The organism is Rossellomorea aquimaris (genome assembly GCF_008180865.1).
GTDB classification, from domain to species: Bacteria; Bacillota; Bacilli; order Bacillales; family Bacillaceae_B; genus Rossellomorea; species Rossellomorea yichunensis.
The window spans coordinates 265742-291512 of sequence record NZ_VTEX01000003.1 but is presented as its reverse complement, the minus strand read 5'-3'; the positions used below and the strand labels follow the sequence as shown (position 1 = coordinate 291512).

The window sequence follows — 25771 nt, the reverse complement described above, 5'->3', positions numbered from 1 at the left end:
TTTTTTTTATTAAATTATTCTTCTGGTTCATAATATCCAAGATGAATACTAATTTATCAAGTGTTTAAGCTAATCTTCCGCCTTTTCTACTTACATCCGGGAATGGAATTTGAAATATTCTAAAAATTTCTTCGTGTTTATGGAAAAATGATTATTCTCTGAACGAACCCATCCCAAACAGATCGTTACTTGTTCATAGCCTTTTATTTCAATAGGGACGATTTCACCGCTTAAAACAAAAGGGTCATTTTTTAAAGCAAAGTCTGGCCCGAAGCTAATTCCGAATCCTTCAATAATCGCATTTTTTATTACTTCTGTATTATCCGAAGTAAATAAAATATTCATTGGTCCAAATGTACTGATTAAATGATCGGCAAACCTTTTTACATAATCACCGTTATATAAAATAACATTTTGACTCATTAATTGTTCAGGAGTGATTGATTTAAGTGAAGCCAAAGGTGACGATCTACCAACATATACTTTCACTTGTCCTTCAAGTATTGCGTCAAATGATAAATCTTCTCTTTTTTTTTCCAATTCTTCATATATCGTGATAAGGCCAATGTCTATTTGATTCTTTTCGACAAGCTCAATAATATGCTGTGTGCCTTTTTCAGAGATTTCTATATTCACATTAGGATAAGCGTTTTTAAAAGCAGATAAAGGTTCTAACAGTAGCAGCATAAAGCCGGGGATAGATGATAGTTTTAAATCTCCGGAAACGATCGTATTAAGAGATTGTGCTTCTTCCTTAAATTCTTGAAGTCTTATTAACACCTCATATGCCTTTTTAATTAATGTTTTGCCTTCCTCTGTTGGAATGGCACCAAGGCGTCTGTAGCGTTTAAATAGTTTCACGCCCAACTCATCTTCTAATTTCGTAATGGATTGGCTGATACCGGATTGAGAAACATGAAGGTCTTGTGCAGCTAATGAAATCGATTTGGTTTCCGCAACCTTTACTATGTATTCCAGTTGTTCGATATGCATAGGATTCCCCTTTTAATATAGAAGTGTAGGTAATGTATTCATTATTAATAGTAAATTTATTTCAGTGTAAATTATATATATACTAAATTCAAGCAATTGATAATATTCTGAAAAATAAAAAGTAGGGGAGGGAAATAAATATAGAGTTGAAAATAGAGAGAGAAACCAGAGAATTTGAGAATGGTAATTTTCACAGTCTCCATTAAGTCCCTATGAACACGGAAGCATGATAAATAAGAAACTAAAGATATTATTGAAAGCGCTTCCGTTCGTAAGAACAAGCTTGCAATGTACCAGAGGCACAATCAAGTTTTGAAGGAATCTAATAATTGTACAGATGAAATTTTGAGAAGGGCTCTGCGAGTTGAACGAGTTGAAGTTGAATAGTTTGATAGAGAGCATTATTTTATTTTGTGGTCTATAAAGGAATGAAAAAGGAGGAGTTTCTAAATGGAAGCAGCGATGCAAATCCTAGATTACCCACTCTATATTAACGGAGAGTGGAAACCGGCGAAAAGCGGAGAAACGTTTGAGGTGGTAAACCCTGCAACAGGTGAAGTGGCGGCAAAGGTAGCGAAAGCCGGGAAAGAAGATGTAGAGGAGGCTGTTTCATCTGCCAGGCGTGCTTTTGATTCGGGAGTATGGTCTAAAAAGTCTCCTCAGGAACGTGCAGACGTACTTGTCCAATTTGGAAATAAGATTCTTGAGCATGCTGAAGAACTAGGTTACTTAGAATCTATCAGCTCGGGAGCTACCGTTCGACGTATCTCAAACTTAGACATACTATCCATTGTAGATCTCCTGCAGCAAACAGCAAAGTTCACTGTAGAGTATGCCTACGTCGAATCCCTTCCTACAGTACCATTTCCTGGTCCAAGTAATAACCAGATCTGGCGGGAACCAATTGGTGTTGTAGCGGCCGTTACACCTTGGAATTTTCCAATGATTCTTGCTATGTGGAAGTTGGCTCCTGCGTTGGCAATGGGGAACTCAATTGTAATCAAGCCAGCATCCAATACGCCGTTGTCTACCTTGAAATTAGCAAAATTGGCTGCTGAAGCCGGTATACCGGCAGGTGTATTTAATGTTGTATCCGGTCCTGGAGCAAGCATCGGTGAGGAGCTTGTGACCCATCCAAGTATAGACAAGGTCGCGTTTACAGGTTCTACAGAAGTCGGGAGACGCATCATGCAAATGGCATCGGGAACGGTCAAACGCGTCACTCTAGAGCTAGGGGGAAAATCACCAGCCATTGTATTGCCGGATGCCGACTTGGATATCACCATTCCAGGGATATTATTCGGATTCTTGACACACTCCGGGCAAGTTTGTGTATCAGGCACTCGTGTCCTTGTACATGATTCCATTTATGAACAAGTAATCGAACAATTATCCAAGCTTGCAAGCTCCATTAAAATTGGAAATCCATTAGATATGGGAACGGGTATGGGGCCGCTTGTGTCAAAACAACAATTGAACAGCGTTCTTTCTTATATTGAATCCGGTGTTCAAGAGGGTGCACGATTGGTTTGCGGAGGAAAACGTAGAATCGTAGAAGGATTTGAAAATGGATATTATATTGAACCTACCATTTTTGCAGAGGTTCATAATGACATGAAGATTGCGAGAGAGGAAATATTTGGTCCTGTACTTTCAGTCATTCGTTACTCCACAGTTGAGGAGGCAATTGAGATTGCGAATGATACGATTTATGGTTTAGCAGGTGGAGTTTGGTCTAAGGATGTCAATAAAGCAATGAAAATAGCACGTGAATTAAAAGCTGGTACGATATGGATTAATGATTGGCATATGATGAGAAGTGATGCTCCATTCGGTGGATACAAACAAAGCGGTTTTGGAAGGGAATTGGGACGCCAAGCGCTGGATGAATATTCTCAAGTCAAGCATGTTCACTGCTCACTCGTACCTGAAGTAAGCCAAAGACCTTGGTATCAAATGTTATTGGGATAATACAGATCGCGTTAAGAATACAAAAATAAAAAAAGCAGGTGATTCAATGTCGACATCATATTTTCAATTTTCTGTTAGAACTGTTGTTAATAGCGGGGCGGGATCCAGAACCCTACTTCCTGAGATGATTAAAGGGCTTGGAGGTAAACGGGCAGTACTCTACACAGATATAGGGTTAACTCAGGCTGGAATTACAGATCAAATCAAAGAATTATTTGAACTCATACCTGGTACCCCTCAGCTCGTTGGAGTTTTCGAAGGAATCGAACAGGACGCGAAAGGTGAAATCATTAATCGGGGAGCTCGTTTCTTTAAAGAGTGCAACGGTGATTCCTTGATTGCTCTTGGCGGGGGCAGCGTCTTAGATACAGTCAAAGGGATCAAGTGGATGCTACATAAAGGACTGGATGATATCCGTGATTCGCTTCTTACTGGAAATGTGATGGAGTGGTGGCCGGAGGCACAATTTATTCCGATTCCGCATGTAGCCATTGCGACAACGGCTGGGACAGGTGCTGAAGTATCACCGGCAGCTGTGATCTTTAATGAAAAGCTTGGGATAAAAACAAACCTGCTTCATCCGTTCATCAGTGCAGATATGGCCATTTTGGACCCTGATTTAACCGTAGGGCTTCCTCCTAAAATCACGGCATTTACTGGATTTGATGCCTTGACCCATGCAGTAGAAGCGTATTTTTCACCAAAGGCAAACCCAATGACAGATGCTTATGCCCTACAATCGGTTCGTATGATTGCAGACAATTTACAAATTGCCGTTCGTAAAGGAGAAAATCTTTCAGCCAGGGCGAATATGCTAATGGCAAGTTCGATGGCGATTTCTGCATTCTGTCTGTGCCTGAATGCGATTCCGGTTCACAACTTGGCCCATGCGATAGGGGCTAAATTTAAAATCCCTCACGGACTGGCAAATGCTGTACTGTTGCCAAATGTAATGGAATCAATGCCTGAATTCTATCTGCCCCGAATCACTGGGTTCGCCCAAGCGTTAGGAATCAAGGATCTTTCAGAACAACCTGAAAAATGTTTAGAGGATGTTATCAACTATATAAGGGATCTTCGTAAAGCAGTTAATTTACCCGACACATTTGCTGAATTTGAAAGTAATCAAGATCAGCTGCAACATTTGGTGCCAGCTGTTCATAATGACCCTGCTGGAGTTTTCTATAAGATACCAGCAACGGTTATTACCAAAGTGACCAACGAAGTGTTTGAAGAAACGACTATAAAGGCTTAGCTTCGGCCGCAATCTAATTATATTCAAAATCTGGCATTCCAGTTACAAGGAAAACACTTGAAAATCTACTATTCATGTATGGTTGGGGAACTACCATAAGTGCCAGGGATTTCAAAGTGTTTTCCTTTTTACTTAATGACAAAATAACAATTCTTGGAGGCTTGTATGATAAGCAAACTATCAAATCAATCTATGCCCGCTACTTCGTATACTAAAAAGTCAAATTCACAAGTGTACGATTCTCTGAATTTTGAAGATCGACAGGATTTCGAAGATGCCAAACGAGGTTTTATTGCACCATTGGAATCTACAATGATTAAGAACGATTCCGGGGAAGTCGTCTGGGACATCGATAAGCTGGATTTTCTACAGGGTACTGCTCCTGAGACTGTAAACCCAAGCCTGTGGAGAAATGCACAATTACAGGCTATATCTGGTTTGTTTGAAGTGGTAGAAGGAGTCTATCAAATTCGTGGACAATCAATTGCCACCACTTTCTTTATAGAAGGCAACCAAGGAGTCATTGTCTGTGATACATTAGCAAGTACTGAATCTGCTGAAGCTGCGATGGAATTATATTATAAACATCGTCCAAGGAAGCCAGTTTCAGCCATCATTATAAGTCAAAGTCACGCGGACCATTTTGCTGGTATTCAAGCTGTTCTAAAGTATGCAGAAAATCCGGATATCCCTATTGTCGTTCCCCAACATTTTACAGAAGAAGTTTTAAGTGAAAATGTACTTTTAGGTACGATTATGGCGCGCAGGGCAGAGTATCAGTTTGGTAAAAACATTCCAGATGGCAGTAAGGGTTCTGTCTCTATTGGGCTTGGTCCGACTATGAGTTCTGGGACCATGAGTTTTGAAATGCCTACTGTTGAAATCGAAGATGAAGTCCAAACGATGGAAATCGATGGGATAAACTTTCGATTTTTGTTAACTCCAAACACAGAAGCACCAGCAGAAATGCATTTTTATATACAAGAGTACAAGGCATTATTTGTATCAGAGAACGCCAATCAATTGATGCATCAAATTTACACGGTAAGAGGGGCAAAAACCCGGGATGCTCTCCATTGGGCTAATTCACTCGAAAAAACAATCGATTTATTTGAAGATGAAGAGATTGATGCGTTGCTCATGATTCATGCGTGGCCAGTATGGGGAAAAAATCGTGCTATACAACACTTACAATTGCAACGTGACTTGTATAAGTATATGCACGACCAGACAGTGCGTCTGGCCAATCACGGATATACGATGGATGAAATAGCTGAAACAATCAAACTCCCCAAATTTTTAGATACTTATTGGGGGAACCGCGGGTATTATGGTACCTTAAAACATAATTCAAAGGGGATTTACAATTATTATTTAGGTTATTATAGTGCACATCCTTCAGATTTAGATCCTTTGCCGCAAGTGGAAGCCGGTCGTAAATATGTAGAGTACATGGGTGGTGCGGATGCTGTATTGAAGCAGGCAAAAGCAGACTTTGATAACGGTGAATACCGATGGGTAGCTCAAGTACTAAAAAATGTAGTAATGGCAGATCCAGATAATTCAGAAGCGAAACTTTTATTAGCCGAAGCATTCGAACAATTAGGGTACCAGGCAGAATCAGCCAATTGGCGTAATATTTATCTGGTAGGGGCATCCGAACTGAGAAATGGAATGAATAAAGATCTTTCCCCATTAGATGTTTCTGGAATTATTAACTATATGCCAGTGGATGAATTTTTAAAGCTGATGGCTATTAAACTAAACGGGCCTAAAGCAGATGGAAGAAAAATAACGTTGAATGTTACATTAACGGATTCTAACCAACAATATACGATTAAATTAGAAAATGCAGTTTTGACTTATAAAGTGGATGAAGTAAACTCTAACCCAGATATTTCTCTGGCTCTTGAGCAAGTGACATTCTATGGAATCGGCCTTAAACTGCTTCCACCAGAACAAGCTGCAGCTGCAGGTAAATTAATTATTTCCGGTGATCAAACAAAACTGAATGAATTTTTATCACTACTAGATGAGTTCGACTGGTCTCCTGCTATCGTAACTCCTTAATAATATTTTAACGTTCACTAAAAGAAACGGAATGAATTATGCAATCAGTTTCATACGGATTGTATATTTAGTTATCAAGGGAGGATTGTAATGTTATGCGTTGGGGGATACTTGCGTTCTTATTTTTTCTTGCAGTGATCAACTTTGCAGATAAATCCATCGCAGGGCTTGCGGCTGTACCAATTATGAAAGATCTTAATCTGACATATTCACAATGGGGAGTGGTAGGCAGCAGCTTTTTTTGGTTCTTTTCGATTGCCGGTGTAATCGGAGCTGCATTGTCTGACAGAATGGGGACAAAGAAAATGTTGGCTATCATGGCACTCATCTGGTCTTTAGTACAATTTAGTGCGTTTATCATTACGGGCCTCCCTTTACTACTACTGTCCCGTGTTCTATTAGGAATTGGGGAAGGGCCGTTTTATGCGACGGCTGTCAACCATCTGAACAAATGGTTTCCTCCAGAATCCCGCAGTTTGCCGCTCTCGATCCTGAATTTCGGCAATTCAATTGGCGCGTTGGTCTCCGCTCCTATTTTGGTTGCTTTGATCGTAAGCAGCGGCTGGCGTATAGCCTATGGAATATTAGGATGTATAAGCTTAATTTGGTTTATTCTTTGGATATGGTTAGGACGTGATAAACCGGAGAACAAGGTGATAGCAAGTGATTCTAAAGAACCTTTAGAAAAAATCAAATGGTCCGAACTCGTAGTCATTTTACGATCGAGAACCTTTATATTTACTAGTCTTGCTGGGTTTGCCGCTTACTGGATGGTGGCGTTCATTCTTGTATGGATGCCTACATATCTTACTGAGGTCAAAAGCTTTACGCAAACAAACATGGGGTACTTTATAGCTACAGCTGGTGTTATCGCAAGCGTTTTATATATAACACTGTCATGGCTGACAGATCGTTTATTCAGAAAGAATCAGAGTTATAGAAAATCACATGTTCTTGTCTCTGGACTGTCTTTAATATTCGCTGGAATACTCTTTTATTCTCTCACACTCCTATCTTATTCAGCCTGGATTTTTGCTGTAATGTGTTTTGTTCAGGCTTCAGCGATTCTCATGTTTATCATGGGACCGCAGATTGTCACTCATTTACTTCCTGAACGTGGAGGGTTAATGTCGGGCTTAATGATGGGTATTGCAACATTAGCGGGTATTGTTGGATCAGCTATTGTCGGTAACTTTGTACAATCGGCAGGAAATCACGCAGCCCAAGGGTTTAATAATGCTATCCTATTATCTTCGGCCTTATTATTCATCTTTGGATTCTGTTTCTTACTTCTTGCTAATCCAGAAAGAAGCGTAGGTGTTAATAGCTCTTCAATTAAAAACGCTCAGGTGAACGAACGAATAGTAAATTAGGTTCTGATTGGTAGATAATGATATCAGGAATATAAGCAGCTTGGAATATCCTATTATTCCAAGCTTTTTTTTGTCTGCTCACTTCTCGTCACAATTTGTTTAGTTACTTAATAGTTCCTTTTGGGGGAATTTTATGTTGGATTTATGGGTCTTAACGCCTGTTACTATTATGATATATTGATAAGTTGCAGGTTCAGAGGAAATAACATATAGGATTCTTTCTTGTAAGGAGATAGCTATTCACACATGCATGTAGAACTTCCAAAAACTATTAAATCGTATTGACCGCATATTCATTATTGATAATGCATTAAGTTCATAAAGTAGATCTTTTTTCCTATAGACGAGTTTGATTTCATTGTAAAAGCTTGGATGTTCCCGAGCAATTCCCCCCATTGTCGCAGTATTGAAGGTTATATAAAATTTTAACTAGGGTACCCATTTGTTTTGAATAGATCTATTTATTAGTTGGTTGTATGTCTTTAATCACCCGTTAAACAGGGGACTAGTAGTTTAAACATTAAAAACAATCAGGGGGAACGTTATGAATAAAGGAAAGCTTAATCCTATTATTAAGGGCACTTTAATTGCTAGTTTGCTAGTTTCGGCAGGTGTTCCATCTGGAGCTATTGCTGAAGAGAATTTTCAGAATAAACAGAAAAGTGTAGAGAAGATGTTGATGAACTTAACGGATCAGCAAAGGAAGGCATTGAAAGAACTGGAAATCTCACCTGGTTTCACCATTTCGCCGGAGATAAACCAAAACAGCTCGGAAATGGTTGACGTCATTGTTGAATTTAATCAGGCTCCTGCAAAAGTAGCGGTAGCAAAGCAAGCTGTCAAAGGGAAAAGAATGTCTCTATCTTCTGCCAAAGAAAAAACTAAAATCGAGCATGAGTCGTTTAAAAAAGAGTGGAAAAAAGTCAAAAGCCTAAATAGACCAAATGATGAAAAAATGGGTGATGCCAAAATTACGAGAGAATTCCATGAGACATTCAATGGGGTAGCGATGACACTACCGGGAAGGGCAGTTCAAGAGCTGCTCAGTACAGGAGTCGTGAAACGTATTTGGAAGGATAACGAAGTAAAGGTTGATCTCCCGCAAGAAGTAAAAGAAATGAACTCAGGTACTCCATCAAAGGTAGATGATAGCCTTCCTCAAATCGGTGCAGACAAGCTTCATGAAGAAAATATTATTGGTACAGGAGTTAAAGTAGGGGTTATTGATACAGGTGTTGACTATAATCATCCAGATTTAAAAGGTGTATTTAAAGGCGGATATGATTTTGTTGATAATGACTCAGATCCTATGGAGACCACTCTTAAAGACTGGAAGGATTCCGGGAAGCCTGAATTCAATGGTTCTAGTTATTATACATTCCATGGAACTCACGTAGCAGGATCCATTGCAGGACAAAAGGAAAACAGCTCTGCCTCTTCTGTTAAGGGGGTAGCACCTGGGGTTGATCTCTACGCGTACAGAGTATTAGGTCCATATGGGAGTGGATCGAATGCCGCGGTCATGGCAGGTATTGAGAAGGCTGTGACAGATGGTATGGATGTGATCAACTTGTCTCTAGGGTCGAATGTCAATGAACCCCTTAATCCGACGTCTATAGCGATAAACAATGCAATGCTCTCAGGTGTTGTTGCCGTCGTTGCAGCAGGAAACAATGGCCCTGGTGAAAAAACACTGGGATCTCCAGGAGCAGCTGCACTTGGGATAACAGTAGGTGCAAGCGATGTGTCATTAACGATCCCGACGATTAGTGCCAGTGCCGGAGACCAGGAAATAATGGATATGAAGTTGTTAGCCCGAAATTATACAGATAACTTGGAAGACCTCCAGGATATGAGCCTCCCAATTGTTGAAGTGGGGATAGGTAAAGTTGAGGATTTTAATAATAAAGATGTGGCTGGTAAGGTAGCGATCATTGAACGCGGTGCCATTACGTTCGATGAAAAAATACAAAATGCAAAAGATGCAGGTGCTAAAGCCGCGATCGTTTATAACAATGTCGATGGGGAAATCGAAGCTTATATAGGGGAAGGTACTAATTATGTTCCTGCTTTTCGCATATCAAAGGCTGAAGGGGAGCAACTAAAGTTACAATCAGAAATTACCTTTGATTCTTTAGGCAGTGTTAAGACAGAAGGAGATCATTTAGCGGAATTCAGTTCCAGAGGCCCTGCTAACGGGAATGATGACATTAAACCAGATGTCGTTGGACCAGGTGTGGCGATATTATCGACTCTTCCTGAGTTTATGAATAATCCGGAAGATGGGGAAAATTATGATGCTGCATTTGGCCGACTAAGTGGAACATCAATGGCTTCTCCTCACGTTGCAGGTGCAGCAGCACTCATCTTGCAAGCACACCCCGAATATACACCTTTTGAGGTTAAGGAAGCATTAATGAATACAGCTGATGAAATGAATGGCGAGTATTCCGTTAATGAAGTTGGCGCAGGCAGAATTGATGTCCATGAGGCAGTCCATTCGGATGTATTGGTTAAGGTTCTGGACAAAACGATGCATGAACAGGATGGTGAATTTGTAGAAATCGATGAAGAAACGGGTTCAATTGCATTTGGAAGTCACTTTAAAGAGGATGACGGACAGATTGAAGACAGCAGGAAGGTTGTTATCCAAAACTTCAATGAAGAAAATGCAAAGGAATTTACCACAAATGTAGAGTTTCTACCAGCTAAGGGAGAAATTCAAGATGCCGGCTCTAATGGAGTAGATGTAGAAATTCAAAGTACGGTGACTATAGAAGCAGGAGAATCTGCAGAGATTGAGCCGACTATTCGCGTTTCAGCAAGTGCGGAATTCGGAAGGTATGAAGGATACATTCACCTTGTAAATTCGAACAATGAAGAAGAGACTTACCAAATACCTTTTGCAATCCGTGTGGCAGATAAAGGATTTGAAAAGATGGTATTAACAAGACCGATGATTACGAATGATACCTCGAAGTTGCATCCGTATACGACTCCATATACCAATGCAATCGTCAAATTATCAAGTCCATTAAAGACGATTGATGTGTTAGTGAATGATGGGAAATCCGGAGAACCAATTGGACTTATTGGAACCCTTACTGCAAGTCATTTATTGACCGGTATTGAATATTTTGCGAGTCAAATATTTAGGGGAGAGGTGTACCCTTTCACTAATGATCCTTCGAACCCGGTTTCTGATAAAAAGGTGAAACTGTCTGAAGGAGATTATACGTTCGAAATGATTGGGTACGATGAGCAAGGTAAACCATACAGTAAAGACGCAATTGTCATGATTGACAATACGCCTCCGAAAGTGGAACTTGATATGGAACCTGGCCTTTATGAAGTGAATGATTCAATGTTTACAGAAGAAGAAGGGCTTGAAGGTCCAGCGGTATGGGTACACGGGAATGTATATGACTCAACTGTCGATGCCCTTAAAGAAAAAGGGGTGAATATTGATCAATCCAGGAATGGCGTAATGTGGTGGGAATATAGCTTCTATAATCATTATTTCCTTAATGTGGATAAGGACGGAAACTTCAGATTCCCTGCATCGAAGGAAAGAATTGACCAGATGACCTATTTAGATTCCAACCTGTTTGTATTTGACAATGCTACAGCATCAGAAGGATATCCAGAAAGTATAAATAAATACATGTTCATAAAAGCAGGAACGGAATATGCTGTTCCTAGTTATGATAAAGAAAAGGTCCATCTGGGTGACGAAATAACAATGACATTGAATTTAAACAATGTTGAGCAGATTGCCTCTGGTGATTTCAGCGTACCTTTTAATAAAAATTTACTTGATTTTAAAAATGTCAAAGTCAATGAAACATTTAAACAATATGCCGAGCAAAAAGGCGCAAATGTAACTTTGGAAGAGCCAACATTGACGTCAGGAAATGTTAAAGTCGGGGCTTCAATTGACGAAGGTGACTTAACAATGGATAAAGATCTGCCATTCCTGGATGTCACATTTAAAGTCATTAATGATGAATACTATGCTCCAGAGAACTTAACATTTGCTACAACTTCATTTAAGTATAAGAAAACATCAGATTCCAGTCCTTCCATTATTCGTGTACTTAAAGATAAGTCATTTAGGATTTTGGCTGGCCACTCTGTTGTGAATGGAAATATCAGTCCAGAAGCTTTCTTTAAAGAAAATGGACAGTTGGATAATTCTGTTGACTACTCTAAGCTTGGAGCGAAAGTATATGCAAAAGGTCCAAATGGTAAGACCTATGAAGCTTCTGAGATTTTCGAGACTGGATACTTTACAATCGATAACCTTCCGTTATCAGAAGAAGAATATGAAATTTATGTAGAGGTACCAGGCCATCTCACGAGCAAATCCACGGCAAAATTAGTGCAAAACGTCGATGGTGATCTTGCCGGGGTAAGAATGTTGGTAAGTATGGACAAAGCGCCGGCCGGTGATTTGACTGGCGACAAAATGGTTGATATCCATGATGCGATTGTTTCTGTATTCTCATATGGTAAAGAAAATCTTGGTGTAAACAAGGGAGACCTTAATCAAGACGGGGTAGTAGATGAATCAGACCTTCGCTTGATTGAGAAAAACTTCCTGGAAAAAGGACCTGATGCCAAAGGAAATAAAAAGCCTAAAGAAAAACAAGGCAAGGTTACATTGGAAAAGTTATTCCGGTCAATTGGTCTTGAAACAAATTAGCTAACATAACAAGAAATGCCAGGAACCTTATCCTGGCATTTCTTGAAAAAGAGGTTATCTATTTATCCTGACAATACTTTTGTAGCCATTTCTAGAGCTTTATTGGTCTCATCTTTTATTAAGTAATGGTGAAAGAGTTCTTTTTCATATTGTTGGACTAACGGAACAACACCACGCTTTTTAAAGTATGGAAGTGCGTTAGTGATTAGATAGTTATAGTATTCGGTATGCTCATTATTGATTAGAAGATGGAGAAGTTTAAAATTAATCGAATATAAATAGTCATTAATTTTCCTTGAAGTGGCCATTCCTTCAAATACAAGTTCTTCTAATTCATTATTCGTCAATAGATTGCCGTCAAGGCAGTTCCGGATGAACCCCTCCAGGGAGATTAAATAGTATGTTGAGTCCTTTTTCTTCAGACTCATCGATTGTTCGTACAGTCGTTTGGCTGACTCATATTCGTTTTTATTATAGTATTCATATGCTAAGTTATGCAGCACCTGTGCCTTTTTATCAAAAGCATGACATAAATCGCAAGTTTGAATTAACGCATCATACTGTTCAATTTTCTGTTGAAAATCACGGTATCTGTCACTATCCCGAGTCATTAACATAATCATTTCTGCATCAATTATTTTAAGGAAATTATTGCTGTTAATAAAGAATCGAAGTGATTTTTCTGCAAAGTAGTAAGCCATTACCATTGAACCTGAAGCAAGGTAAGAGGCTGCCAACGTTAAATAATACTCTTCATTATTGTAGTCATCAGCGTTAATTGTCCCTAATATCGTGAATGCTTTTACCACATCATTTTTTGACAAGTAGTAAATTCCTGAAAGATGCTTGAGTAAATTCTTTTCGTATGGTGGCAAATGTTTATGCTTCTTTTTTATGGTTTTTATGATTTTATCGGCCTGTTTTAAATCTTGATGTAATAGATGGTATCTAGCATTCAGAAGTTCATATAGAACGTGATAGTCACTGATCGTTATTAATGGATCTTTCTCCAGTTCGTTTTTTATCGTTTCGATTTCTTCATCGCGTTGCCTGATCATCGCATCATGCCAACAATGAAGAAGTCTCTTGATATTTTTGTACCGCATTAATTCCTCATCAATATTAATCCCGAGCCGTTTAGAAAACAAAGAGGTGATCTCTGAAGAATAATCCGTTTTCCCCTGTTCAATTTTACTAACATGAGTATTTGAACAAATCCCATATCCAAGCTGTTCTTGTGTTAGTTTGGCTTTCTGACGATAAAATTTAATGATTTTTCCTTTATCCATGCCACATCCACTCCATAATTGAAAGAATAGTAATGAATAAATACCTTCCATTTAAGGTATCAACAAAGCCTGTTTAGTCCTCTCTTTTTGTTACTTTTCTATCATTTTCCTTTGATTATAATTGAATTTGATGGGATAATGTTTTTGAAAAATTCTATCAAATCAACATCAATCAAGGGAGTTTGTTCATGGCAACAGCTCAATTCGTTTTATGAAAAGGAACAGGTGAATCAAATGAATGCTGCTCTCTATCAAGAAATACAAAAGTATATGCAAATGAAGAATTGGAATAAAACAGAGCTTTCCAAGGAATCTGGTATTCATATAAGCGAGATCAGCCGCCTCTTTAATCACAGGCAGCCTCTTTCTCTGCAAAATCTGGATGCGATAACAAATGCATTCGGTCTATCTGAAGATACTCTCTATCAGTACTATGTAGAGGAATGCTTAAATAAAGGAAAACATGCGGACAAACGAAGAAGTATACAGTTCTTGTATAAGTGTGCAGCGGAAGGATATGTCAACCTTTACAGTGACTTAATAAATTTAATGCTGGAGGAACAGTCAAAAACGATCAGAAAGAAAAATTTATTATATATATTTACTGTTGCTGAAGAACTTTTTCAAGGAGGAATAGGCGAGAAGGCACTCCCGCTCTATGAGGTGATTATTGAAAGTGAGTCGGATCGCTTTTCAGAAAAAGTTGCAGTAAGTTATTTCAGGAGATTCTATATTGTAAGAGGCACAGAAAAAGGACAGCATGCCCTGTCTTTTGTATTGGATCAATTAGCTTATATGCCGAATGAGATAATGTTGGAAGCCTACATGTGGATCATGGCAGATTATTATCGGCGTGAGGAATGGAGGCAGGTGCTGAATTACGCAGAAAAATTAAAGAAACTGGCACCAGAAGGCGACTATTATGGACGAGCATTAATGTATAAGGGACTTGCTCTTTCAAGGGTTGGGAATTCCCTTGAAGAAGTCTTGAATATAATAGATGAATACTCAATAATAAGTGAGTATTATGCGGGAATTGCTGCAGGTAATCGCTATGCAGCCCTGTTGGATTTTGGTAAGTTGGAATATGTAGATGAGTATCTCTCCTGGCTGGAAAGCAGGGAAGATATATATGTGGGACTGCCTAGGATATTTGAGACATACATTCGATTAGATCGTCTAAATGATGCCAAGACACTCATAGAAAGGTTCAAACATGTAATCGACGATATGGCCGAAAGCAAGGAACCGTGGCTGAAAGAAAAAATGAATTTAGACTTTCGCTATGCGCATGCCTTGTTTCAATGTAAAAACAGTCAATTTGAAAAAGGTTTGGATGAACTTATAGAAGTGGCGGATTTATCAAATAGGATTGGGAATATGGAAAGGTTCAAAAAATGTTTGTTAGCTTTTTGGCATTATAGAGTTCATGCTACATCACAACATGATAAAAAATATTCTAATCTGTTACAAACAGGAAAAATAGAATAATTACTTTGAGGAAAAGAGCTGCAAAAGAGCTCTTTTTCTTTTTTTTGATTTGATTGAATTTTCCGAAAATGATATCCCGTCAAGTCCAAATATAATCGAAATGAGGTTTAGTAAAAGAAGAAGGGAAGAGATGAATGAAGAACAAATTGACAAAAAGTTTAACAACTTTAACGTTAGGCACGGGGTTATTGCTTAATCCAGTTGCACAGACTCCTTTTGATCAGGTTGCCACCGCATCAACAGCATCACCCATCGACCAAGTGCTGGCAAACTTGACACCCGAGCAGCGACAAGCATTAAATCAATTAAAAGTGAACAATTTAGAAGGATTGCAGCTATCCCCGGAAACAAATCTAGAAAGTGAAGAAGAGATATCCGTCATAGTAGAATTTAAGGACAAGCCTGCCAAGACAGCGGTGTTAGAAGCAGCTGCTGATGGTAAGAAACTGTCAATGGACGAAGCAAAACAAAAAGCTGAGGCTGCGCACAAAACATTCAAATCAGACTTGCGAAAGATTTATAAAGAAGAGGCAAAAAAGAAAAAAGATGTCTATAAAGTAAAAAGAACGTATAAAAATGCCATTAATGGTGTTGCGATTGAACTGCCTGCCAACAAAATAAAGGCATTACTCGACTCCAACGAAGTAAAAGCCGTTTGGTCAAATGATGAGGTACATGTAGAGCCTCCGGTTCAAAATGATGTTTCCTCTGACGAAAATAAAGAAACAGGAATGCGTACATTTCCAGGAGTGGATAAATTACACGCTGAAGGACTTACAGGTGAAGGGATAAAGGTAGGGGTATTGGATACCGGCGTTGATTATAACCATCCTGATTTAAAGGATGCCTATAAAGGCGGTTATGACTTTGTGGACAATGACAATGATCCGATGGAAACGACGTATGAAGATTGGAAGAACTCAGGATACGGAGAAAGGAATCCCCTTACAGGTGCATACTATTATACTCATCATGGATCACACGTTTCGGGGATCATTGCCGGTACAGGGGACAACAGCGTCGATCATGCAGTAACGGGGGTAGCGCCAGATGCTGATTTATATGTCTATCGAGTCTTGGGCCCCTATGGTTCCGGATATACAGAAGATGTATTAGCAGGAATTGATCGAGCTGTAGCGGATGATCTGGATGTCATCAATCTTTCACTTGGAGCAAACTACAACAACCCAATGTATGCAACAAGTATTGCAGTAAATAATGCTGTACTTGCCGGCGTGACAGCTGTCGTTTCAGCAGGAAACAGTGGCAATGGTATGTATACGCTCGGATCTCCGGGAACTGCACCATTAGCCATAACGGTTGGTGCCAGTGATACTTCCGAAACTATTGTTACCGCAAAAGGAGCACTGCATGCTGATACACCGCTTCCTGCAGATTTGAAATTGCTTGGAAAAGGGTATGAAGACAACTTGGATGAGCTAAAGGGACAAAATATTCCAGTTGTTGATGTTTCGCTCGGATATGAATCGCATTATAATAATAAGAGTGTGGAAGGGAAAATTGTTTTAATTCAACGTGGCATTACAAGTTTCATTGATAAAATTACAATAGCCTATAAAAAAGGCGCAAAAGCTGTATTGCTCTATAATAATATTCCAGAAGAAGGCTTCATCCCTACCTATTTAGGGGAAGGCTATCAATTTGTCCCGACATTCAATCTATCTTACGAACAAGGAAATGAGCTGAAAAAGGAAGTCTCAGCCGGAGAAGCAACATTCTCTTTTGATGAAATGGGACAAGAAATGACAGAAGGAAACAAATTGGCAGACTTTAGCTCACGTGGCCCAGCCAGGACAACCTATGACATAAAACCTGAAGTAACAGCTCCTGGTGTCTCTGTCTTCTCGACAATCCCATCCTATATGCATGGAGAGGATCAAATAGGGCAGTATGAATACGCCTACGACCGATTATCCGGAACATCAATGGCAAGTCCAAATGCCGCGGGTGTGGCAGCGTTATTATTACAATCAAATCCAGAATTATCACCATCAGAAGTTAAGGAAACCTTAATGAATACGGCAGATCCGTTAAATGGTGATTACAGTGTGTATGAAGTAGGGGCCGGTGTTGTCGATCCATACGAGGCTGTCCATTCAAACACAAGAATTGAAGTGCTGGGCAAAACGTTGCATCCAGTTGGTGGAAAAGAAAAAAGCATAGACAATAACACGGGAGCTATCAGTTTCGGTACATTTGCCCCAAATGGTCAACATCTAACAGAGGATCGTTCCGTTGTCCTTTACAACAACAGTAAAAAATCCAAAACATTTGATGTAACGGTACAGTTCCAAAAGAATCGCAGAGGCTCAAAGGATGCCTCGGAAAACGGAGTAAACCTTACAACCAAATCAACAATAAAAGTTAACGGAAATGCCAAGAAGAAAACGAATGTATTCATTACGATTCCAAAAACAGCAGAACTGGGCACATATGAAGGATATGTCGTGTATACCAATAGAGACAATCAGGATGAAACCTACCAGGTGCCATTTGGAATTCAGACTGTGGAAGAAGGAATCAATTATTACAATCTTAGCCATGAAGCAATGACCTATCCATTTAACTATTTTAATTCAAGTATGGCTCGATTTACAGATGCAACTTTCAATTTAAAATCACATATGAAGACACTTGACCTCTTCCTGGTAGATGGAAAAACAAATAAAGAAATCGGCTTTATTGGATCAGTTGATGGATTTGGTTCGAGCTTAACGAATGGTGATTTGTCTTTAAGAAATGCTTTTGATGGGGTTTACTATCCGATGACAGGGAGTCAGGATAACCCAATTGATCATCATCCGGAACGTGCTGAGCCTGGCTTTTATAAAGTAAAAGTGGTTGCCACAAATGATGAAGGCAGGACCTTCTCGAAAGAAGATACACTATACATTGACTATACTGCACCAAAGTTTGATCTAAACCTTGAGTCCGGTGTATATGAATACAAGCCTGAAGAAAAAACAGTAAATATTACAGGTTCAATTTTCGATGAAGAAATTGAGGCAATGAAAGATGAAGGCTTTAGTTTTACTCAAGGAGATAATAAAGTCCTCTATCAGGATAATTTGAACTTCCGAAACAGAGGAGAACTGCCGATAAATGAGGATGGAACGTTTTCTGTTGACATTCCAATGGACGAAACAAGACCAATGCATCTTGTGTTTGATGGGATCGATCCTGCGACTAACGGATACTATGGAGAAACCAGTGACATTTACTTTATCAGAGAAGGGGAGCCTTATGCACTTGCACAGCCAGACAAACAGGCAGCAGGTATGGGTGAAAATTTGGATGTCACTCTGTCCTTAAATAATGTGGAAAAGGTAAAAGAAGCTGTTTACACATTAAATTATAATAATCAATATGTTGATATTGCAGAGGTTAAACCAGCGCCAGGCATGAGTGATAAAATTTCAGTGAAGGTTGACAATGATAATACTTATCCTTATTCTTCACAGTTAGAGGTAACCGCAACCTTGAAGGAAGGACAGGAGCCTTTAACGGGAGACCTGCCTTTAGTTAACGTGACGTATAAGGTAAAGGATGAGTGGTATGGGGGAACGCTTTCACCAAGTAGTCTGAGGACTTCCATTACCGATGCTGAAGGAAACACTCAAGACATGTTGTTTAATGCAACACCTCAATTTCGAATGAAACCCGGTACAATGGCTAAAGGTACTATAAAAGCGGAGGCATTCATGAACCCATATAATGGAGATCCTGCCACGAATATTGACTATTCAACACTCAGTGCAGAAGCAAAAATGACTGGTGAGGATGGAAAAGTTTATAAAGGAACTATAGGCAATGGTCCGGGGTTTGACTTCAATTTACCATTAACAGTAATTGGTGAACAACTCAAAATGGAATTGAATGTCCCAGGACATTTCACACTTCATAAAATGTTTATAATGGGCTCTCATGGAAACAAGGATGTCTTGTTTAAAACACTAGAAGCGGGTGATGTGAATAAAGACGATGTCATAGACGTAATGGATGCTGTTTACATTCAAGAGAAGTGGGGAACAAGTGACCGAGCTGCAGATATTAACTTCGACGGCACCGTGGATGCTGCAGACATTGGTTATGTGAAGAAGAATTATCTCCTGCAAAATCCATCAGCAGAGAATGCTCCGAAAGCGAAACAGAACTACAAAGGCAAATCATTGGAGAGGATTCTGGAGGAGCTTGGAGTCCAATAAAGTTACAAAAAATTGAGCAATATTATACGAATCTGTTAGAGTGTTTAGGGATTAATTCCTTAAACACTCTATTTTTTATGAATGAACCTTTCCTCTAACGCTTATCTAAGTAACAAAGATCTCTTTTTTAGCACTGTGCAAATAGAATCATTGTCTTGTTTCAGGCTGAGATCGTTCCCCGCATTTTTCGTAAGATGAGCCATGTAATCACGCTAATTACAATTAAGACACTTTCAAGAGTTAAGATATACCATGGATACGGTCCCAGTACATCAAATAGGCTTGGGCTTTTTGGTTTGTGGCGTAAAAACCAATAATTTCCGTTTGCCTGCTTATTTACAAACAAGATGATCGGCATTAGGAGGTTAATAAAGACAATAAGTTTTGTAAACGACCTGAATGTTGGGAGATACCCTTTTACCAACGTAAAATACAACGTTACCCATACGGCGAACAAATGGGAATAAAAAAAGTGAAGAAATCGAAAGTGAGGGAAATCATATGTCAATGCGGGAGTAATGATTGCTTGTGTCGCACCTAAAACAGCAATAAAAAATAATAATTCAAAGAATATTTTTTTTCTGGTCAATAGTAAACAGATACATAAAATGACAGCGATATTACACAACTCTAAAGGCATGGAACGGCCGAATTTCCATACTCCATGTACATACATCCATACATGATTCATGATCTCCATTAAAATCAAGGAATAAGCAGTTCCTTTTTCAATACTTCTCCATTTACTATCATTCAAATTTTTTCGGTATAGAAAAATGATGACTGCAACAAGAATAAAGATTGATAACGTAACAACGTGACTTACAGAAAACAAGCTAAAATGGAAAGATTGATGACTGTGGCCAAACCAATCCATGATTTCCCACCCCTAGTTTAAATATAGAGCAAACTTATGGTGTGCTTTTTGGAAGGTTTTTATACGGCTATTATGCTTTTTAACTAAAATATTGAAGGTGAGATCAAGGTAAAAGCAAATTTAAACTTTGTGGAGTTTCCTGAGGGTAAAATAAAAGGTGAAAAAAGAAAAAATCTAAACAATATTTCGAAGTCGACTGAAAGAGAAAAAAGCCCAGGAAGTGAACGTGTCCATTAAATAACAGAATGATTCATTGTGCCGATCCTAGTGACCGGCACTTTATTTTAGAAAAGAGGTAAAGTGGATAGGAAAAGTCGAGTGTATGATAAGGTCGACTCAAACGATTCTTTTTTCTTCGATTTAAACCCAGCGTCTTATATCCCTTATCCTATCATTTTTCCTTTTTCCTCAACGATTCGAGGGTTTTTCCCGATAAACTTATTGTTTCTTCATTCTTTTGCCATTGTCAACAGGTGAAATATAAACATTTAATGAAGCATTCAAGGATAAAAATTCCAATTATTTATTAAATTTTCTCTTATTTTCCCCCAATAGGAAAATGTCGATTTCAGTAGAGGGTGTAAAAGAGGTGCTCACTATTTCTGAAATGATAGAAAAGGTGGGGGAAGGTTGACACGAAGGTATAAGCGGTATGTATCACGGAGATTTCAAATCACATAGCATACATCTGTTAACTATATCTTATACTGATAGTTGGCGCATCTTGTTTCAAACAGCAATATTAAGTGATTGCTAGGGACTATGCTGTACTGGCATAATCCTAATCTACTTCTAAGATCCTTCATCAAGTGTATCTGTGATAGGTAATTTTCCTCAAATTTTTCACGGTATACTTCCTTCGAACTAATATTTCAAGACTGAATCAAGTAATTCCCCCCAATTATTAAATTATATTATCCGCCTTTTTTCACTTTCCAAGGCTTAAAATCAACTATTCTCTCCGGTTGATATTGAACTATAGGCTGGATTTCGACAGAATATACAGAAAATATCCCCCAATAGGGATATTTCGATACTAATAGAATTGAATTAAGTGAGCCTAAAACAAAGGGGGGATTTCAAGGGGGATAAACAGCTGTCTCTAAAACATCTATGAATCTTCATAAAAAATATAAATAAAGGGTGAGAGGATGAAGAGTTCCATGAAGAAAAAATTATCTGCAATTGGTATGTCCGCTTTGATTGCCGGAAGCATCGCAACACCGGCCGGGGCGGAATTTGAACTGCCAAATAAGAATGGACATGCAGGACAGGCAATTCCTCTGTCAAAGGAGGCAAAGGCTGAGGTAGATAACCTATGGAAAGATAGTGCTATAGGTCATCCTCTTTACGGGCAGAAATCAGAAAAATTTGATCCAAAAGAGAATATCAGACTGATAGTAGAAGTCGATGTAGAAAAAAAAGATAAGCCTGAACAAAAGGTTGAGCAAGTAAAGGGCACTTTCATGAAAAAACGAAGTGGCGGTTCTGAAATTATCCACACATATTCTGAAGGTTTTTACGGTTTCAGTATGGAGACAACCATAGAGGAAGCGGAAAAAATCAAGAAGGTTGATGGTGTAAAAGATATCCGCATTGCGAAAACCTATGAGCACCACGATATAAACAGCAATGAACTTGTTGAAGCGATGAATGTGTGGACGAAATACAATTACACAGGTGAGGGAATGATCGTGGCTATCGTAGATTCGGGCATAGATCACAGGCACGAAGCTCTGCAGCTTACCGAAAATGGGAAAGAACACGCGAAATATAATGAAGAAAATATCCAGTCAACACTGAATGAAACAGAAGTAAACGACATCTGGTATTCCGATAAAGTCCCTACAGGTTATGACTGGGCGGACAAAGATACCGATGTCATCCCGGCAAGTAGTTCCCATGGAACCCATGTCGCCGGTATCGTAGGTGCATTTGAAGAATCTCAGAAAAAAGCAGTCGGTGTGGCACCGGATGTCCAGTTGATTGCTGAAAAAGTATTTTCGGACACTCAAGGATACGCATACGACGATGACATTGCAGCTGGAATCTATCATGCAGTGGAAGTCGGCGCAGATGTCATTAATATGAGTTTGGGATCTGATGCAGGAATTGTTGACCCGAATGATCCGGTTCAGCGGGCAGTCGAGTATGCGACTGATAACGGTGTTCTTGTGGTCGCTTCCGCCGGTAATTCTTCTTACAGCACGAAGCAGAACTTACTGCCGAATACTGAACTTCCATTGGCGAAAAATCCGGATATCGGGGTAGTGGGTGACCCGGGGATCACACCTTCTGCGCTTCAAGTAGCATCTTCCGAAAATGAATTAATGAGAGTCGAATCATTAGAGCTTAACGATGGAACCATGCTCGGTTACCAGAACCAATCAAATTCAAAGAAATTAATCGAAGGTCTGGAAGCTGGTAAAGATTATGAGCTTGTTTTTGTGGGTGAAGCTAACAAAGAAGAATTGGAAGGGGTAGATCTTGAAGGCAAGATCGCGGTTGTTAAACCAGGGGATACTTATTCTACTTATTCACCTTTTCAGTTTAGAGTTGCAGGAAAGGGAGCGGCAGCACTTATTGTAATCCCGCCAGATGAATCATCAGATTATCCTAATCTTATTTTCTCCAGCAACTCCATTCCGGCTGTCACGACTGAGCTGAAGTCAGGAAACACACTGATGGAAACACTTCAAAACGGTGAAACGATTACAGTTGAGCTTTCAGATGAAGGCATGTGGGTACAGAATCCGGCAACAGAACCAATGTCATATTTCTCTTCTTACGGGGCACCGACAGACTTGAGCTTCAAACCGGAAATCACTGCTCCAGGCGGAAAAATTACATCAACCGTATTGGATAATCAATATGAGGCGATGAGCGGTACCTCCATGGCCAGTCCGCAAGTAGCGGGAGGGGCTGCACTACTTCTGCAGAAATACTATCAGGAGTTGGGACTTCCAAAAAATGAAGAAACCGTATTGAAAGCTAAAATGGCTTTAATGAACACGTCTGAAATTTTAAAAGATCCGAATGGTGAAAACATACCATATTCACCAAGACGCCAGGGATCCGGCCTTATGAAAATTAAACAGGCAGTGGAAACGCCTTATCTCTTGAAAAACAATGGAGCACCGCTTGAGCAGGCAGCTTCTGTTGCATTAAAAGAAGTAGAGAACAAATTTAATTTTTCGTTAAATGTAGAACCATTGAAAGGCAACGAGTTCAGCGTATTCAAAGATGGTGAAGCATCGGTAAACCCAGAGGATTCTGAAATTTCCATCAATGTGAGTAATAAATCAATGGAAAATCTAAACTTTGAGACGAAGTATTTAGAAGGGTCCAACATCCGTGAACATGCTCAACTAGAAATTTCAAACTCAAGTTCAGAGGATAAGACGTTTACGTCATCCATTGAATATACGGAGCTTTCCAATGACGCGGAAAAGAATGGCGTACAGTTTTCCGTTTCAAACAAGGTAAAAGTGAAGGCTGGAAAGTCGAAGAAGACAAATGTTTTCTTATCTGTACCAAAAACTGCTGGAGAAGGTATTTACGAAGGATACATCACGCTTATAAATGAAGAAGATGATACGGAGAAATACCAAGTTCCATTTGCTGTTAAAGTAGCAAAACCGACTGAATATGACGTATATGTTGATGTATTAAAAGATGGTACTGTGATCAAGGAATTCGATCTTAACAAAGATGGTAATGTCGACAAAAGCAACGAGTACCTTACTTTGTCCAGCGAACCAGTAGTGAACGCATCCGTTAAAGTCAATGGTAAGAAGGTAAGCGATCAAAACGGAACATCCATTTCAATGAAAGACAAAGACGTAGAATTAAACGTTTCGGTAGAACTTCCAGAGGAATTCCGTGACAATCAGTTCGTAGAAGGATTTGTAAGACTTGTACCTAAGAACGAAGAGACACCTTCTTTAACAATGCCTTATATGGGCTTCTACGGAGATTGGGATTCACTTGACAACATCGATGAAAGTCCGATAAATGGAGATGCTTATCTTCCATACACTGTTCTTTGGAATGATCTGCTGGAACTGCCAATTGGCTATGATAGCAAAACTGGCAAATTCAATCCTGAACAGATTGGTTATTCACCGAACTCAATTGTGACAGGTATTTATCCTTCTTTTACAGCTTTCCGAAATCTGAAGGAAATGTCATTAAGTGTTCAAGATAAAGACGGAGATACCGTCGCGAATATTACGGATTTCAGTGAGTACTCAGAAGACGGCGGTCCTCTCGCTTTTAGCAAAAATATCATGGCTTACAGAAACTTCTATTACGGGTTTGATGGCTTGTTATGGGACGGAAGGGATGATGATGGGAACATCCTTCCTGATGGTGATTATTATTATGTGTATGAAAGTACTTTAAACTATGAAGGTGCAGAACCGCAGCAGACAAAAATCCCTATTAAAATCGATGCCGCTGGACCTCAAGTAGAAAACATCCAAGTGGAAGAACAAGAAGACGGCAACTATAAAATTACCTGGAATGTAAAAGAAGAAGACACAGGTTATAAAGGAAGTATGCTTTGGGTGAATGGTAAGAGAAAATCACTTGAGGCGGGGGCAATGGAGTATATATCTGATGAAAGACCGGAAATCGTGATGATACAAGCAATTGACGGTGTACAGAATGTTGGAGTTAACTATTGGGGCAACAAAGAATTGCTTCACGCAGATCCATTCATCAATTTCTTGCATGTATCCGGAAGCAACATCAACGAAAATAAACCAGCTTCGATGATCATCTTTGGTTACAAGCGATTGGACTGGCATATTGAAATCTCTGACTCAGAAGGGAATATGATTGAGTATACCGATATCGAAAATGAGCATTCAATATACGGATTGAAGTGGTACCCAGGTGAAGAGTATCCAAATGGAGACTACTTTGTAACGGTTACCGGAACAGATGAAAATGGATTGTCACTGACATCCGAACCGAAGAAAATGACAGTAAAGCACTAAAAAATAAAAGCCAGGAATCCCGAAAAGGAGATTCCTGGCTTTTAAGTATAAATTAAGCTCTACTTCAGCAAAATACTCTCTGTCAAAGATACGGTAATAAATCCAATACGGAATTTTATCGTGTAAAGGTAAAGGCTGTACATCTCCCGTTACTTGCCACTGAGTTTTATTGGCCCCTACAACCTTGCTCTTTTCCTTAGCTTCGGAAGCCATCTTAATTGCAACTGTAGGGTGCGGTAATCTATCTTCAGGGTTCTTAGGGTAACGCTCCATGAAAGTGGAGATTTTCAGTACTGTATCAATCATAGGCTGTGGCAGAGTCATCTGGTAAAGATGCTTCACAGAATAAGTGTTATCCTGAAGCACTTCCTGCTTGTCGGGCAGTGGTACCTTTAGGCTCCGAGTCTATCGGACATGCACAATCTCATTCTAGTGCAAAGGATAGCTTGTCAAGTCTTTCGAAAGAACAGAGAGAAGCTTGGAGTACGTTGAATTATGAGGGAGCTGAGCCTCAACAA

Annotated in this window: 12 protein-coding genes; 8 read left to right on the top strand and 4 right to left on the bottom strand. The window is 39.3% G+C overall.

Going from position 1 to position 25771, the window contains the following annotated elements; translation table 11 throughout:
• Positions 1–90 precede the first annotated feature (90 nt).
• Positions 91–993, bottom strand: coding sequence for a LysR family transcriptional regulator (locus FZC88_RS14125; RefSeq protein WP_148970155.1), 903 nt, complete (start codon positions 991–993; stop codon positions 91–93).
• Between the two features lie 450 nt (positions 994–1443).
• On the opposite strand from FZC88_RS14125, the gene FZC88_RS14120 reads away from it, so the two are divergent.
• The 5 genes from FZC88_RS14120 (at position 1444) to FZC88_RS14100 (ending at position 12367) form a co-directional block, all read left to right on the top strand.
• Complete coding sequence (locus FZC88_RS14120) at positions 1444–2964, top strand: aldehyde dehydrogenase family protein (RefSeq protein ID WP_148970154.1); 1521 nt, start codon at positions 1444–1446, stop codon at positions 2962–2964.
• A gap of 46 nt (positions 2965–3010) precedes the next feature.
• Positions 3011–4219, top strand: coding sequence for an iron-containing alcohol dehydrogenase (locus FZC88_RS14115; RefSeq protein ID WP_148995340.1), 1209 nt, complete (start codon positions 3011–3013; stop codon positions 4217–4219).
• 165 nt (positions 4220–4384) lie between these two features.
• Positions 4385–6289 carry an alkyl/aryl-sulfatase gene (locus FZC88_RS14110; protein ID WP_148995339.1) on the top strand — a complete coding sequence of 635 codons (1905 nt, stop codon included), beginning with the start codon at positions 4385–4387 and terminating at the stop codon, positions 6287–6289.
• Between the two features lie 95 nt (positions 6290–6384).
• Positions 6385–7662, top strand: coding sequence for an MFS transporter (locus FZC88_RS14105; RefSeq protein ID WP_148970151.1), 1278 nt, complete (start codon positions 6385–6387; stop codon positions 7660–7662).
• 544 nt (positions 7663–8206) lie between these two features.
• Positions 8207–12367: a S8 family serine peptidase gene (locus tag FZC88_RS14100; RefSeq protein ID WP_148970150.1), complete on the top strand. Its 4161-nt coding sequence runs from the start codon at positions 8207–8209 to the stop codon at positions 12365–12367.
• A 62-nt stretch (positions 12368–12429) separates the two neighbouring features.
• Here the strand turns inward: FZC88_RS14100 and FZC88_RS14095 are convergent, their stop codons facing one another.
• A complete protein-coding gene (locus FZC88_RS14095; protein ID WP_148970149.1) occupies positions 12430–13656 on the bottom strand; it encodes a helix-turn-helix domain-containing protein in 1227 nt (408 codons plus the stop codon).
• An 87-nt stretch (positions 13657–13743) separates the two neighbouring features.
• Here FZC88_RS14095 and FZC88_RS14090 point away from each other — a divergent pair, with 87 nt between their 5' ends.
• Both FZC88_RS14090 and FZC88_RS14085 read left to right on the top strand, forming a co-directional pair.
• Positions 13744–15147 carry a helix-turn-helix domain-containing protein gene (locus tag FZC88_RS14090; protein ID WP_148970148.1) on the top strand — a complete coding sequence of 468 codons (1404 nt, stop codon included), beginning with the start codon at positions 13744–13746 and terminating at the stop codon, positions 15145–15147.
• Between the two features lie 134 nt (positions 15148–15281).
• Positions 15282–19373, top strand: coding sequence for a S8 family serine peptidase (locus FZC88_RS14085; RefSeq protein ID WP_148995338.1), 4092 nt, complete (start codon positions 15282–15284; stop codon positions 19371–19373).
• Positions 19374–19533: 160 nt separating this feature from the next.
• Here FZC88_RS14085 and FZC88_RS14080 read toward each other — a convergent pair whose 3' ends face one another.
• On the bottom strand, positions 19534–20250 hold the full coding sequence (locus FZC88_RS14080; RefSeq protein ID WP_148970146.1) for a YwaF family protein: 717 nt from the start codon (positions 20248–20250) through the stop codon (positions 19534–19536).
• Positions 20251–21413: 1163 nt separating this feature from the next.
• Here FZC88_RS14080 and FZC88_RS14075 point away from each other — a divergent pair.
• Positions 21414–25253 (top strand): S8 family serine peptidase, encoded by a 3840-nt coding sequence (locus FZC88_RS14075; RefSeq protein ID WP_187443391.1) that lies wholly within the window; start codon positions 21414–21416, stop codon positions 25251–25253.
• Here FZC88_RS14075 and FZC88_RS14070 read toward each other — a convergent pair.
• Positions 25212–25595: a hypothetical protein gene (locus FZC88_RS14070; RefSeq protein ID WP_148970144.1), complete on the bottom strand. Its 384-nt coding sequence runs from the start codon at positions 25593–25595 to the stop codon at positions 25212–25214. The genes FZC88_RS14075 and FZC88_RS14070 overlap by 42 nt on opposite strands.
• Between the last annotated feature and the right edge of the window lie 176 nt (positions 25596–25771).

What these genes read in the sequence shown, in the direction of transcription:
- FZC88_RS14100 (WP_148970150.1), top strand. Translation starts at nt 8,207, where the DNA reads ATGAATAAAGGAAAGCTTAATCCTATTATTAAGGGCACTTTAATTGCT.
- FZC88_RS14085 (WP_148995338.1), top strand. Translation starts at nt 15,282, where the DNA reads ATGAAGAACAAATTGACAAAAAGTTTAACAACTTTAACGTTAGGCACG.
- FZC88_RS14125 (WP_148970155.1), bottom strand. Translation starts at nt 993, where the DNA reads ATGCATATCGAACAACTGGAATACATAGTAAAGGTTGCGGAAACCAAA.
- FZC88_RS14120 (WP_148970154.1), top strand. Translation starts at nt 1,444, where the DNA reads ATGGAAGCAGCGATGCAAATCCTAGATTACCCACTCTATATTAACGGA.
- FZC88_RS14105 (WP_148970151.1), top strand. Translation starts at nt 6,385, where the DNA reads ATGCGTTGGGGGATACTTGCGTTCTTATTTTTTCTTGCAGTGATCAAC.
- FZC88_RS14075 (WP_187443391.1), top strand. Translation starts at nt 21,414, where the DNA reads ATGAAGAAAAAATTATCTGCAATTGGTATGTCCGCTTTGATTGCCGGA.
- FZC88_RS14110 (WP_148995339.1), top strand. Translation starts at nt 4,385, where the DNA reads ATGATAAGCAAACTATCAAATCAATCTATGCCCGCTACTTCGTATACT.
- FZC88_RS14080 (WP_148970146.1), bottom strand. Translation starts at nt 20,250, where the DNA reads ATGGATTGGTTTGGCCACAGTCATCAATCTTTCCATTTTAGCTTGTTT.
- FZC88_RS14095 (WP_148970149.1), bottom strand. Translation starts at nt 13,656, where the DNA reads ATGGATAAAGGAAAAATCATTAAATTTTATCGTCAGAAAGCCAAACTA.
- FZC88_RS14115 (WP_148995340.1), top strand. Translation starts at nt 3,011, where the DNA reads ATGTCGACATCATATTTTCAATTTTCTGTTAGAACTGTTGTTAATAGC.